Source organism: uncultured Jannaschia sp. (genome assembly GCF_947494055.1).
In the GTDB taxonomy this organism is placed as follows: domain Bacteria; phylum Pseudomonadota; class Alphaproteobacteria; order Rhodobacterales; family Rhodobacteraceae; genus Jannaschia.
Genome location: NZ_CANLTR010000003.1, coordinates 24,682 through 37,531, shown reverse-complemented (window position 1 = coordinate 37,531; position 12,850 = coordinate 24,682). Strand labels below are relative to the sequence as shown.

General features: G+C 69.4%; 11 protein-coding genes. 4 read left to right on the top strand and 7 right to left on the bottom strand.

The window, feature by feature from the left end; genetic code table 11:
• The gene (locus tag Q1A87_RS03675; RefSeq protein ID WP_299647185.1) at nucleotides 1-675 is read right to left on the bottom strand and encodes an HAD family hydrolase; all 675 of its coding nucleotides are present in this window, start codon (nucleotides 673-675) and stop codon (nucleotides 1-3) included.
• 83 nt (nucleotides 676-758) lie between these two features.
• Between Q1A87_RS03675 and glmU the strand changes: the two genes are divergently transcribed.
• Complete coding sequence (glmU, locus tag Q1A87_RS03670; protein WP_299647183.1) at nucleotides 759-2,102, top strand: bifunctional UDP-N-acetylglucosamine diphosphorylase/glucosamine-1-phosphate N-acetyltransferase GlmU; 1,344 nt, start codon at nucleotides 759-761, stop codon at nucleotides 2,100-2,102.
• On the top strand, nucleotides 2,102-3,904 hold the full coding sequence (gene glmS / locus Q1A87_RS03665; protein WP_299647181.1) for a glutamine--fructose-6-phosphate transaminase (isomerizing): 1,803 nt from the start codon (nucleotides 2,102-2,104) through the stop codon (nucleotides 3,902-3,904). The genes glmU and glmS overlap by 1 nt, the downstream gene beginning before the upstream one ends.
• 496 nt (nucleotides 3,905-4,400) lie before the next feature.
• On the opposite strand, the gene Q1A87_RS03660 is transcribed toward glmS, so the two are convergent.
• The 3 genes from Q1A87_RS03660 to Q1A87_RS03650 all read right to left on the bottom strand — a co-directional run bounded on the left by Q1A87_RS03660 (nucleotide 4,401) and on the right by Q1A87_RS03650 (nucleotide 7,049).
• The gene (locus tag Q1A87_RS03660) at nucleotides 4,401-5,537 is read right to left on the bottom strand and encodes an MFS transporter (protein WP_299647179.1); all 1,137 of its coding nucleotides are present in this window, start codon (nucleotides 5,535-5,537) and stop codon (nucleotides 4,401-4,403) included.
• On the bottom strand, nucleotides 5,534-6,058 hold the full coding sequence (locus Q1A87_RS03655; RefSeq protein WP_299647177.1) for a helix-turn-helix domain-containing protein: 525 nt from the start codon (nucleotides 6,056-6,058) through the stop codon (nucleotides 5,534-5,536). Before Q1A87_RS03655 ends, Q1A87_RS03660 begins: the two co-directional genes overlap by 4 nt.
• Nucleotides 6,059-6,227: 169 nt before the next feature.
• A complete protein-coding gene (locus tag Q1A87_RS03650; RefSeq protein ID WP_299647175.1) occupies nucleotides 6,228-7,049 on the bottom strand; it encodes a DUF481 domain-containing protein in 822 nt (273 codons plus the stop codon).
• A 263-nt stretch (nucleotides 7,050-7,312) separates the two neighbouring features.
• On the opposite strand from Q1A87_RS03650, the gene Q1A87_RS03645 reads away from it, so the two are divergent.
• Nucleotides 7,313-8,209, top strand: coding sequence for an NAD(P)-dependent oxidoreductase (locus Q1A87_RS03645; RefSeq protein ID WP_299647173.1), 897 nt, complete (start codon nucleotides 7,313-7,315; stop codon nucleotides 8,207-8,209).
• A 75-nt stretch (nucleotides 8,210-8,284) separates the two neighbouring features.
• Here Q1A87_RS03645 and Q1A87_RS03640 read toward each other — a convergent pair whose 3' ends face one another.
• The 3 genes from Q1A87_RS03640 to Q1A87_RS03630 all read right to left on the bottom strand — a co-directional run bounded on the left by Q1A87_RS03640 (nucleotide 8,285) and on the right by Q1A87_RS03630 (nucleotide 11,277).
• Nucleotides 8,285-8,491, bottom strand: coding sequence for a cold-shock protein (locus tag Q1A87_RS03640; protein WP_299647171.1), 207 nt, complete (start codon nucleotides 8,489-8,491; stop codon nucleotides 8,285-8,287).
• A 199-nt stretch (nucleotides 8,492-8,690) separates the two neighbouring features.
• Nucleotides 8,691-9,995: a PQQ-dependent sugar dehydrogenase gene (locus Q1A87_RS03635; protein ID WP_299647169.1), complete on the bottom strand. Its 1,305-nt coding sequence runs from the start codon at nucleotides 9,993-9,995 to the stop codon at nucleotides 8,691-8,693.
• A 136-nt stretch (nucleotides 9,996-10,131) separates the two neighbouring features.
• A complete protein-coding gene (locus Q1A87_RS03630) occupies nucleotides 10,132-11,277 on the bottom strand; it encodes an alkene reductase (protein ID WP_299647167.1) in 1,146 nt (381 codons plus the stop codon).
• A gap of 205 nt (nucleotides 11,278-11,482) precedes the next feature.
• Here Q1A87_RS03630 and Q1A87_RS03625 point away from each other — a divergent pair, with 205 nt between their 5' ends.
• Nucleotides 11,483-12,718: an aspartate kinase gene (locus Q1A87_RS03625; RefSeq protein WP_299647165.1), complete on the top strand. Its 1,236-nt coding sequence runs from the start codon at nucleotides 11,483-11,485 to the stop codon at nucleotides 12,716-12,718.
• Nucleotides 12,719-12,850: the final 132 nt, after the last annotated feature.

The window sequence follows — 12,850 nt, the reverse complement described above, 5'->3', positions numbered from 1 at the left end:
CTAACGGGCAAGCACGCGGTCGATCACCGCGTCGAGATCGGCGTAATCGTCGAGCGTCGCCTCCGGTGCCAGATCGGCGACGGAAGGGCCCGCGGGCGCGAAGGTCACCAGGATGCAGGGAACGCCCGCCGCCTCGGCCGTCCGCCGGTCGGTGATCGTGTCGCCGATCAGGACGGTATGCGCCATGTCGCCCCCGGCCTCGACGACGCTCTCGACCAGATGCTCGGGCCGTGGCTTGCGGACGGCGAGCCGGTCGGCGCCCACGAGACTGTCGAACAGGTCGCGCGCGCCGAGCGCCGTCATCAGCTGCTCCGCCAGGCCTTCCGGCTTGTTGGTGCAGATGCCGACCGCATCGCCCCGCGCCCGCAGGCGTCGAACCGCCTCGACGGCGCCGGGATAGAAAACCGTGTGCCGGCAGATGTCGCGTTCGTAGGCGTCGAGGAGCGGCTGGTAGCCCGCATCCACCTCCGCCTCGTCGACCTCCCCCACCCGCGAAAAGCCCAGCCGCAACATCGCCCGCCCGCCGCGCAGTGCGGTCGCCCGGTCCTCCGACGCGGCGGGGTCGAGCCGGATGTCGTGCCCGCGCATCGCGAAGGCCGCGTTGGCCGCCGCGATCAGGTCGCCCGACGTGTCGCAGAGCGTGCCGTCGAGATCGAAGATCACGCAACGTTTCATCCGGGCCATCCTTTGTCGATGCCGGCTTGCGGCAGGTCACGCGGGGGGTAGAACGGCGGGCGACCGAGGGAAAGGGCCCGCCGATGCCGATTGCTCTGATCGTTCTCGCCGCCGGACAGGGCAGCCGGATGCAATCCGACCTGCCGAAGGTGCTCCATCGGGTGGCGCATGCCCCCCTGCTCGCCCATGCCCTGCGCGCGGGCGGCACACTTCGGCCGGATCGCGTCGTGGTTGTGGCGGGTCACGGCGGCGACGCCGTCGAGGCCGTGACCCGCGCGCTCGACCCGGAGGCAATCGTCGTGCGGCAGACGGAGCAGAAGGGCACGGCCCATGCAGTCGCGCAGGCCCGCGCGGCGCTCGACGGGTTCTCGGGCGACGCCGTCATCCTCTACGGGGACACGCCGTTCATCCGTCCCGAGACGCTGGACGCGATGCTGAGTGCCCGCGCAGACGGTGCCGACGTCGTCGTGCTCGGCTTCGAGGCGGCCGATCCCGGCCGCTACGGGCGGTTGGTGACCGACGGCGACCGGCTCGAGCGGATCGTCGAGGCGAAGGACGCGACCCCGGAGGAGCTTCGGATCCGCCTGTGCAATTCGGGCGTGATCGTGGCGGACAAGGACCTGCTGTTCGAACTGATCGACCAGGTCGGCGCCGACAATGCGGCGGGCGAGTACTACCTCACCGACATCGTGGCGCTGGCCCGGGCGGCGCGGCGCCCGGCCCGCGTCGTCACCTGCCCCGAGGCGGAGACGATGGGCGTGAACACCCGTGCCGACCTGGCACGGGCCGAGGCCACCTTCCAGGCGGACATGCGGCGCGAGGCGATGGCGACCGGCGCGACGCTCACCGCGCCCGAGACGGTGTTCTTCGCGCATGACACGGTGATCGGCCGCGACGTGACGATCGAGCCGAACGTCGTCTTCGGGCCCGACGTGACCATCGAGTCTGGCGCGACCATCCGCGCCTTCTCGCATCTGGAAGGCTGTCACGTCTCCGACGGGTGCGTGGTCGGCCCCTATGCCCGCCTGCGTCCCGGCGCGGAGCTCGACCGGGGGGTCCGCATCGGCAACTTCGTCGAGGTCAAATCCGCGCAGGTCCACGAGGGCGCGAAGATCAACCACCTGACTTATATCGGCGACGCCGAGATCGGGGCGCGCGCGAATATCGGGGCCGGGACGATCACCTGCAATTACGACGGCGTGTCGAAGCATCGCACGATCGTCGGGGCGGACGCGTTCATCGGGTCGGACACGATGCTGGTCGCGCCGGTCACAATCGGCGCGGGCGCGATCACCGGCTCGGGCAGCGTGGTGACGGAGGACGTCCCCGACGACGCGCTGGCGTTGGGGCGGGCGCGGCAGGTGACCAAGCCGGGCTATGCCGACCGCCTGCGACAGGCGCTCCGAACCCTGAAGGAGTCATGCTGATGTGCGGGATCATCGGCATCCTCGGGTCGCACCAGGCCGCCCCGATCATGCTCGACGCGCTGAAGCGTCTTGAATATCGCGGCTACGATTCCGCCGGCATCGCGACCGTGGAGGAGGGCCGGCTCGACCGCCGCCGGGCCGTGGGCAAGCTGGTCAACCTGTCCGACTTGCTGGTCCACGAGCCCCTCGCCGGGCTGGCGGGGATCGGCCATACCCGCTGGGCCACGCACGGTGCGCCCAGCGTCGCCAACGCGCATCCGCACCGCGCCGCGCGCGTGTCGGTCGTCCACAACGGCATCATCGAGAACTTCCAGACGCTGAAGGCGGAACTGGACGGCCCCTGGGAGTCGGAGACGGATACCGAGGTCGTCGCGCGGCTCTGCGAGCGCTTCCTCGACGACGGGATGGCCCCGCGGGAGGCCGCCTTCGCGACGATCGACCGGCTCGAGGGGGCCTACGCGCTCTGCTTCCTGTTCGAAGGCGAGCCGGACCTGCTCGTCGCCGCACGCGCGGGCTCCCCGCTCGCGATCGGACACGGGGACGGCGAGATGTATGTCGGCTCCGACGCGATCGCGCTCGGGCCGCTCACGGATCGGCTGACCTATCTCGAGGAGGGCGACCGGGCCGTGGTCACGCGGGCGGGGGCGCAGATCTTCGACGCGGCCGGGCATCAGACCTACCGCGAGACGAAGCGCATCCGGATGGAGGCGACGCGGATCGAGAAGGCCGGGCACCGGCACTTCATGGCCAAGGAAATCCACGAGCAGCCGCAGACTCTCGCCAACGTCATCGACGCCTATCTCGACGGCGACAGGGTCGCGGATGCGGGCTTCGACTTCGCCTCGGTCGCGCGGCTGCAGATGGTCGCCTGTGGCACCGGTTTCCTTGCCTGTTCGGTAGCGAAATACTGGTTCGAGCGGATCGCGCGGATGCCGGTCGAGGTCGACGTGGCCTCCGAGTACCGCTACCGCGAGGGCCCGCTCGGCCATGACACGGCCTCGCTCTTCCTCAGCCAGTCGGGGGAGACGGCGGACACGTTGGCGGCGTTGCGCTACGCGAAGGGGCGGGCCGGGGCGATCCTGTCGATGGTCAACGTGGACCAGTCCTCCATCGCGCGGGAGGGGGACGTCGTGTTCCCGATCCACGCGGGCGTGGAGGTCTCCGTCGCCTCGACCAAGGCCTTCACGAACCAGCTTGCCATCCTGCTGATGCTGGCGGTCCTCGCCGCGCGGCAGCGGGGGGTGATCGACGCGGCGGAGGAGGCGGAGATCGTCGCCGGAATCCGCCGCCTGCCCGGCCTCGTGAGCCAGGCGCTCGCCATCGAGGAGCGTTGCGCCGAGCTCGCGGGCTGGCTCGCCGAGGCGTCCGACATCCTCTTCCTCGGGCGCGGGCCGATGTATCCGCTGGCGCATGAGGGCGCGCTGAAGCTGAAGGAGATTAGCTACATCCATGCGGAGGCCTATGCGTCGGGCGAACTCAAGCACGGGCCGATCGCGCTGGTCGACAAGACTCTGCCGGTCGTGGTCTTCGCGCCGACCGACGCGCTGTTCGACAAGACGGTCAGCAACATGCAGGAGGTCATGGCCCGCGAGGGGCAGGTCCTGCTGGTGACCGATCCGGAGGGGGCGGAGCGCGGGGGCAAGGGCGTGCGCGAGGTGCTGACGATGCCGCGGATCGACCCGATGCTGGCACCGATCCTCTACGCGATTCCGGCGCAATTGCTGGCCTACCACACGGCCGTCCACAAGGGCACGGACGTGGACCAGCCGCGCAACCTCGCGAAGTCCGTCACCGTCGAATAGGCCCGCCGGGCCGCGTCAGGCGGCGTGTTACGCCTGTGTTATGGCTGTGTTACGGCCGTGTCACAGGCGTGGGACGGAGTTGCCCCCGGCGGATCGTATGGCGAGGCGGGAGTTCCTGGCGGCGGCTGCCGTGACCGTCCCATCCAGTGGCAGGCGAACGACCCCGACCGCGCTCCGAAGCGGGGGCTGACCTAAGTGCATCGCGGCGGTTCGATCCTGTCGTCCGTCCCCTGCGATGAGGGTGACGGATGCATGGATCGTGTCGGGACGCGTCGTCCGGTCCCGGACGGCCCTGACTTGCGCCCCGGATCCAGTCGAGGACGTCGCTGCACCCCTGCCCCGCAGATTCCTTGCCACCGGTTGCAGGGACGGAAGACCGGCAGGGATGCGCCGGACGGCCCGATCGAAGCGTCATCGCTGCGGTCGGGCGAATGGCGGAGGGGTTCGCCAAACCTCCGCCATCGGAAACCACGCGGAGACCGCTGTCACATCGCACCTATGCCGGTGCGGCGGCAGGCGTGCGTCCGGCCCGGATCAGCCCGGCCAGAAGCGCGAGGGCGGCGAAGCATGCCACCGACGTCCCCGCGCCGAACCCCGACATCAGGAGGCCGAAAAGCGGTGCGCCGGCGGTCTGTCCCACGGCGATCGTGAGGAAGCCGACCATGAGCCCCGTCGCGGGACGGTCCGGCAGGGCACAGGTGCCCCAGACCAGATAGACGCCCGTCAGCATCACGTAGGCGGCGCCGAAGAGCGCGCCGCCGAGCAGGGCCAGGGCGGGCGTGGCGAGGCCCGATCCGACCGAGAGGATCCCGGCTGCCATGAGGCCGAGGAACATCCGGTGGATCGGGTCGAGGCCGAACCGGCCGACGAGGGTGCCGGCCCAGGCTCCGGCGATCCCGCCGGCGCCGATGCAGGTCCAGAGCGTGCCGGTTCCGGTCGGCCCCCATCCCGGTTGCCGCGCGACGAGCTGCCCACCGAAGGACCACAGGGCGGTGCTCGCCGCGCCCATCAGGAGCGACGCGGAGATCAGGCGCAGGACCGGGCCGGTCATCGGTGGCAGACCGCCCGGCCCCTGGCCGCCGCGGGAGGCCGGAAGGGAGCGCGCGGCCTCGATCGCGAGCACTGCCGCGACGGCGGCGAACGCGCCGAAGGCCAGCCGCCATTGCCCCGCGATGGCAAGGGCGATCGGCCCAGACAGGGCCACGCCCGCGCTCGTTCCCGCGTTGATCACCGTGTTCGTCATGTCCCGGCGATCCATGCGCACCGCGGCCGCCACGGCCGCGGCCATGGGCGGAGAGGCGAGGCCCGTGCTCGACCCGGCCACGATCACGGCGACGGCGAGGATCGGCGGCGACGGGGCGAGCGCGATCCCCGCCATGCCGATGGCCGCGACGATCGCGGCCGCCGTCGCGACGGCGCGCGCGCCGATCCGCTCGGTCAGGACCGCCGAGGCGACGATGGCGATGCAATAGCCTGCGAAGGCGCCGCCGGAGATCAGCCCGCCGAGCGAAGGGCCGAGGCCCAGTTCGGCGTCGATCTGCGGCAGGAACAGACCGAACGCGAAACGGGCGAAGCCGTAGCAGACGGCGATCAGGGCGAATCCCACGGTGCCGATGCGGAGGGCCGGGCTCATGTCCGGGCCCGGCCCATCAGGATCGCCGCCGCCGCCCGCGCGGCGGATACGGAACCGGCACCTCGATAGATTGCCGCATGGGTCGCGCCCTCGAAGAGGACCAGCACCTGCTCGGTGAGCGCGGGGTCGTCATGTCCCAGGTCCGCACCGACGATCTTGCCCACCCGCTTGTGGAACGCCGCCTTGTGGCGCGCGACGGCCTCGGCGATCTCCGGCGTGTCGCCGCCGGTCTCCGCCAGGGATCGCAGGAACAGGCATCCCCGCACGCCCTCGTCCCGCACCCAGTCCTCCAGGGCCGCGAAGAGGGCATCGACGCTTTCCACCTCGATCCGGGCCATGAAGCGCCGGTCCCGCGCCGCCAGCACCCGCGCCATGAGCTGCGCCTTGTTGCCGGCATGCTTGTAGAGCGTCCGGCTCGACATGCCCGCGGCCCGGGTGAGCCGATCCATGCCGGTGGCCGTGTAGCCGTGTCGATCGAAGAGCCGTTCGGCCGCGGCGGTCAGCCTGTCGGTGATGTCCATGGCGCGTCCTTTCGTGTCCATGGATCACGATGTAAAACGATCGTTTTACATTACAAGCGGATCTCTCGCGGCGGCTCCGTCCCCCCGGCGGATCGGCGTTCAACGACGCCCTTGACGAAAGAGGGGCGCGGCTTGCGCCGCGCCCCTCCTGCAATCCGGTCGGATCGGCTCAGAAGCCGACGACGAGCGAGACGCCCAGCGTGTTGTCGGTGGACTCGAAGCCCGGCTCCGGGTCGGTGGTGTAGTCCGTCCGGTAGCTGATGCGGGTCGAGAGCGTATCGTTGACCCGGAAGTTCACGCCGAAATCGTTGACCACGGCCGTATCGGTGTCCGAGGACAGGATGTCGGTGTCGTTGGTCAGCGCGACGGTGTCCGTCAGGCCGTAATAGAGGCGCGAGGACGCGATGCCGGCGGCTTCGGTGTCGGACTCGCCTTCCTGGTCGCGGACGTAGCGGAGGCCCGGGCCGGCCTGGACGCGCCAGGCGACCTCGGACGTGTTGAAGATGCGGTAGCCGAGACCGCCGCCGAGGAACGCGTCCTGACGGTTCGAGCCGAAGCTGTCGTATTCGAACCGGCCGGTGCCGAAGGCGTAGAGCTGCGGCGTGAAGTAGCGGCTGCCTTCGTAGATCAGGAAGGCCTCTTCGTCGTCGGTGTCACCGTCCGACTCACCGTATTCGCCCGCGAAACCGAAAAGGTGGTTCCAGCTTCCGGCACCGTAGGTGATGCGGCCGGCGAAGCTGAGGTCGGACGTCTCGGTGTTGCCGTCGGTACCGGAGAAGGTCACCGCCGCCGAGCCGCGGAAGCCCTGAACGACGTCGTTCTCGCCGAAGCGTTCGTCATCTTCGCCACGGCTCAGGCCACGCTGCGCGTCGCGGTTGATGTCGTCGATGCGGTCGTCGAGGTCGCGGATGCCGGTGACGGTCGTCTGCGCGAAGGCCGGCAGCGCGGTCGTCATCGCCAGGACGACGGCGAGGCTTGCAATCTTTTTCATTGTTGTTCCTCTCTGGGAGTTTCGTACGAATGACGTACGGGCAGTTCGTCTGCTGAGAGGGCATCTATGCCTGCATCGGCGGCGGACAATTAAACGAAGGTTAAGGAGCCCTGGCTGTTGCCGAAGGGACACAAGCTACCGGGCCACTCCCTGCCGGTTCGTGTAACATGGGGCGTGATCCCCCGCGCAAAACGTGTGGACGGGGGTCGCCGCGCGCGTCGTCTCCGCTAGGTCCGGTTGCGGATCACGAAGGAGGACCGAGCATGCGGATTCTGTTCACGGGCGGCAGCGGCAAGGCGGGGCGGCACGTCGTGCCCTACCTGCTGGCGCAGGGGCACCGGGTCACCAACCTCGATCTCGTCCCGCTCGAGGCGGAGGGGGTGGAGAACCTGATGGCGGATCTCACCGATTCCGGGCAGGTCTGGGGCGCGCTGACGCAGCCGTCGGACTTCCGCGACCTGGAGCCGCCGCGGGGCGTGCCGGCCTACGACGCGGTGGTGCATTTCGCCGCGATCCCGCGGATCATGATCCGCACCGACAACGAGACCTACCGCGTCAACACGATGGGCACCTACAACGTGATCGAGGCGGCGCTGGGCCTCGGCATCCGCAAGGTGATCTTCGCGTCGTCCGAGACGACCTACGGGATCTGCTTCGCGGACGGCGAGCGCAAGCCTGACTACATCCCGGTGGACGAGGAGCATCCGACCCTTCCGGGCGACAGCTACGCGATGTCGAAGGTCTGCAACGAGGCGACGGCGCGCTGCTTCCAGCAACGCTCGGGCGCGGACATCTACGGGCTGCGGATCAACAACGTGTTCGAGCCGCACGAATATGCCGAGAAATTCCCGGACTTCGTCGCCGATCCGGACCTGCGCCGTCGCAACATCTTCGCCTATATCGACGCGCGCGACCTTGGCCGGATGGTGCAGTGCTGTCTGGAGACGGACGGGCTGGGCTACGAGGTGTTCAACGTGGCGAACGCCAATTCCTCGGTCGCGATCTCCACCGACGAGGTCGCCGAGCGGTTCTACGCGGGCGTGCCGCGCAAGCGCGAAATGGGGCCGGACGAGACGTTCTACTCGATCGAGAAGGCCCGGCGGCTCGTCGGGTTCGCGCCGCAGGTGGATTGGCGCGAGGAAGTCGGCACGGAGGTCTGAGGCCGGGTCGCGATACCCCGAAACGAAGAAACGCGGCCCGGGGGCCGCGTTTCGTGCATCAGCCGATCGCTTGGATCAGGCGAGTTGCAGGTTCGACGCCGAGCTGCGGCCGTCGCGGCCCGATTCGATGTCGAAGGTGACCTTCTGGTTGTCGGCGAGGCCGGTCAGGCCGGCGCGCTCGACAGCCGAGATGTGCACGAAGACGTCGCTGCTGCCGCCATCGGGGGCGATGAAGCCGAAGCCTTTAGTTGCGTTGAACCATTTTACGGTGCCAGTGGCCATATCCGTATCTCCTGTTCGATGCTGCCCGCAGGATGCGGCAGCGCGGCGTGGTCGGTCTGGATCGATGAGACTGAGCGCCGTGAGAGGAGACAGTGGTCGAAATAGAATAACGTTCGCCCGTTCCCTCTACAGCAGGTCGGCCGCGATGCCAAGGCCGAAGGCCCCGACATCACGAAAACGAGATCCCGTGGACCGGACCCTACCCCTCGACGAGCCCGATGTTCAGCTCCTCCGTGTCGGCATTGGTGAATTCCGGCGTCGGACGCGCGGTGGCGTCCTCCCCCTCGTAGGTGATCCGATAGATCACGCCGCCCGTGTCGTCGGAGAGGTAAAGGCTTCCGTCCGGGCCCTGCGCCAGACCGCAGAGGCGGCCCATGTTGCCCCAGCCGGTCGGGCTGGCGTCGTCCTCCATCAGGAAACCGGTCAGGAACGGCTCCATCGCGACCGGCTCGCCATCCTCGAAATCGACGCGCATGACCTCGTAGCCCGAGGGCGGCTGACGGTTCCAGGAGCCGCGGAACGCGACGAAGGCGTCGCCGTGGTATTCCTCGGGGAAGGCGTCGCCGGTGTAGAAGGCCATCTGCATCGGTGCGGCGTGGGGGGTGTGCAGGCCGATCGGCTCCTCGCTGGCGGCAGCGTAGTCCGAGAAGGACGAGTTCGGCGGCGTGTCCTGCGGGTTGAAGCGCGACATCGCGTAGACGTAGGGCCAGCCGTAGCGGTCGCCCTCGGTGATGCGGTTGAACTCCTCGTGCTGCTCGTTGTCGCCGAGCCAGTCGATGCCGTGGTCGAAGCCGTAGAGCTGCCCCGTCTCGGGCTCGAAGCCGTAGCCGATCGTGTTGCGGAGGCCCGAGGCGTGGATCGCCCGCGCGGTGCCGTCGGGGTTCATCGACACGATCGTGGCGTTCTCGACATTGGTCTCGCCGCAGGCGTTGCAGGTCGAGCCGACGGAGACGTAGAGCTTGTCGTCCGGGCCCTTGACGACCATCCGGTTCGGGTGCTGCCCGCCCTCGGGGAAGTCGTCGATGATCGTCTCCAGCGTGCCGAAGGTGCCGTCCTCCTGCAGCGTGGTGTGGAAGAGGTCGTTCACGGTCATCAGCCAGACGTCGTCGCCGTCGATCTCGATCCCGTGCAGCTGTTCCTTCTGGGCGACGACCTCGGTCTCGTCGGCCATGCCGTCGCCGTCGGTGTCGCGCAGCATCATCACGTCGCCGAGCTGGCGGCGGGTCACGTAGACCGTGCCGTCCTCGGCCACGCGCATCATGCGGGGGTTCTCGACGTCACGGGCGAAGACGGAGATCGCGAAGCCCTCCGGCAGGGCGAGGCGGGCCATGCGCTCCTCGCTCCAGTCGAGCGGGACGGGCTTGAGGACGTGGCCCGTGATCTCGACCCCCTGGCGGCCGCGATCCTCCTCGGCGGCGGGCTCGCTACTGCCGGCGCCGGCCTGGGCCAGCGCCATTTGCGGAAGGGTGAGGGTGGAAGCCAGAAGAAGGGCGGTCAGACGCATGGGGGTCGCTCCTGCATGGGTTTCCGCCCCCAACGCGTGTGCGGCGGGGGCGGGTTCCGGACAGGATGCCGCGTTGCGCCCGTGCGGACGGGCCGCTGGAGGGAGGGCGCCGCCCGGCGCCCTCCGTTCGGTACGCTCAGGCCGCGACGTCGGATTCGTCGAGCGCGGGGTAATCCGTGTAGCCCTCGGCCCCGCCGCCGTAGAAGGTGGCCTGGTCGGCGTCGTTGTAGGGCCCGTCGGACGCGATCCGCGCCGGCAGGTCGGGGTTCGCGATGAACATCCGACCGAAGGCCACGGCGTCGGCCCGCCCGGATTCGACCCATTCGGCCGCCTCCGCGGGCGTGAAGTTACCGTTGGCGATGAACGGGCCGTCGAAGGCCTCGCGCATGGTCGCGACGATGCGCACGTTCGAGTCCATGTCCGCCTCGGCGCTGGTGTGGTCGTTCGGACGCACGACGTGGAGATAGGCGAGGCCCCGGCCCGCGATGGCTTTCGCCGCCGCGGCGTAGGTCGTCGCGGGATCGTCGTCGGAACTCTTGCCCGGCCCGCCCACCGGCGACAGGCGCACGCCGATCCGGCCGGCCGGCAGCACGTCGAGGAGCGCGTCGACCGCCTCGGTCAGGAAGCGCACCCGGTTCTCGACGGCGCCGCCGTATTCGTCGTCGCGGGCGTTGACCGAGCTGCGCAGGAACTGGTCGATCAGGTAGCCGTTCGCCGCGTGCAGCTCGACCCCGTCGAAGCCGGCGCGCTCGGCGCAGGCGGCGGCGTGGCGGTAATCGTCCAGCACTCGGGCGATCTCCTCCACGCTGAGCGCGCGAGCCGTCGGGTGCGGCACGGTCGGGCCGTCGGGATGCAGGTCGCCGACGAAGGCCTCGCCCTCGGGCGTCCATTCGCTCGCGGAGACGGGCGCGGCGTTGTCCGGCTGGAACACGCCGTGGCTGATCGCGCCCACGTGCCAGAGCTGGCAGAAGATGCGCCCGCCCGCCGCGTGGACGGCGTCGGTGACATTCTTCCAGCTTTCCACCTGTGCGTCGGTGAAGATGCCGGGGGTCCAGGCGTAGCCCTGCCCCTCCTGCGAAATCTGCGTGGCCTCGGACACGATCAGGCCCGCGCCGGCGCGCTGCGCGTAGTATTCGGCGTGCATCGCGGTCTGCGTGTTTTCCTGCGCCGTGGACCGCGACCGCGTGAGCGGGGCCATCACGATGCGGTTCGATGCCGTCGTCGCGCCCATTTCGAGCGGCGCGAAGAGCGGGGCGTTGGCGGGGTTGCCGGTCTGGGTCATGCTGTGCTCCTTCGAGGGCCCGGTCGAACCGGGCTCGTTCCGCGCTGCAGCTAGGACGGCGTCGGCGGGCCGCAACGGGCCGCGATCCTGCATGGATGCGAAGGTCTCTCTCTCACGATGCGCGAGACGGCCGGCGACGCCCTGCCCGTCTTGCTCTCCCCGCGCCCCTCCCCTAACAGGCCGCGACCGATCGACAGAGGTTCGCATGCCGCGACTGGTGATGAAATTCGGCGGAACCTCCGTCGCCAATCTCGACCGGATACGCCGCGTGGCGAAACGCGTGGGCGTCGAGGTCGCGAAGGGCTACGACGTGATCGTCGTCGTCTCGGCCATGTCGGGCAAGACCAACGAGCTGGTGGGCTGGGTGGGCGAGACCGGCGCGTTCTACGACGCGCGCGAATACGACGCCGTCGTCTCTTCCGGCGAGAACGTGACGGCGGGCCTCCTCGCGCTGACGCTGCAGGAGAACGGGATCGACGCCCGCTCCTGGCAGGGCTGGCAGGTGCCGGTGCAGACCAACTCCTCGCATTCCTCGGCGCGGATCGCGGCGATCCCGAGCGACAACCTCGACGCGAAGTTCGCCGGGGGCATGCGCGTGGCCGTAGTCGCGGGCTTTCAGGGGATCAGCCCCGAGGGCCGGATCACCACGCTGGGCCGCGGCGGGTCGGACACGACGGCGGTGGCCTTCGCGGCGGCCTTCGACGCGGAGCGCTGCGACATCTACACCGACGTTGACGGGGTCTACACCACCGACCCGCGGATCACGTCGAAGGCCCGCAAGCTCGACCGCATCGCCTTCGAGGAGATGCTGGAGCTGGCCTCGCTCGGCGCCAAGGTGCTGCAGACGCGGTCGGTGGAGCTCGCGATGCGCTACAAGGTCAAGCTGCGCGTGCTATCGAGCTTCGAGGAAATGAGCGACGACGCGGGCACGCTCGTCTGCGACGAGGAGGACATCATGGAATCGAACGTGGTCGCCGGGGTCGCCTTCAGCCGCGACGAGGCGAAGATGACGCTGGTCTCGGTCGCCGACCGGCCCGGCGTGTCGGCGGCGATCTTCGGACCGCTCGCCGAGGCGGGCGTGAACGTCGACATGATCGTGCAGAACATCGCCGAGGATGGCCGCACCGACATGACCTTCTCGCTCCCCGTCGATCAGGTCGCGCGGGCCGAGAAGGCCGTGCGCGACGCGATGGCGCGCGCGGAGATCAACTTCCACGACCTGATCGCCGACGAGGGGGTGAGCAAGGTCTCCGTCGTGGGCATCGGCATGCGCTCCCACGCGGGCGTCGCGGCGCGGATGTTCAAGGCGCTCTCGGCCGAGGGGATCAACATCAAGGTCATCACGACCTCGGAAATCAAGATCAGCGTCCTGATCGACCGGAAGTACATGGAGCTTGCCGTGCAGGCGCTCCACGACGCGTTCGAACTCGAGAAGGTCTGAACGGCGGGCGGTCGTCCGATGGGTCCGGGCCTTCGACAGTGATCCGTCCGCGCGGCGGCACATCGGGCAGGTTCCGACCGCCACCCCGCGGCCGGGGCCTTGCTTACTTGTGGCCGAGCCCCGCCCTCCGAG